Source organism: Nocardioides malaquae (genome assembly GCF_015070385.1).
GTDB classification, from domain to species: Bacteria; Actinomycetota; Actinomycetes; order Propionibacteriales; family Nocardioidaceae; genus Nocardioides; species Nocardioides malaquae.
The window spans coordinates 1-261 of record NZ_JADCSA010000595.1; the positions used below are offsets into that span (position 1 = coordinate 1).

A 261-nucleotide genomic window follows, 5' to 3' on the forward strand; every position below is an offset into this window, starting at 1 on the left:
ATGTCGTTGTAAAAAAGTTAATATATTGATGCTTAAAAGCCTTATAATAGTAATACTTCCTGTTACTTGAAAATATAAAACTTAAGCTTTAAAAGTCGAAAAGATAAGACTGTAATAAACCAAAAATAAACATATGAAATTCAGTATAAAAAATAAAACAGCCATTGTTACCGGAGGAGGTAGTGGTATTGGAAAAGCTATTTCAAAAACATTGGCAGCACAAGGCGCTTTTGTAAACATATTAGAGTTAAATGTAGATAA

General features: G+C 28.0%; 1 protein-coding gene. It reads left to right on the top strand.

The window, feature by feature from the left end:
* Positions 1-133: 133 nt before the first annotated feature.
* A partial coding sequence (locus IEQ44_RS18680; protein WP_193639437.1) for an SDR family NAD(P)-dependent oxidoreductase occupies positions 134-261 on the top strand: 128 nt, incomplete at its 3' end.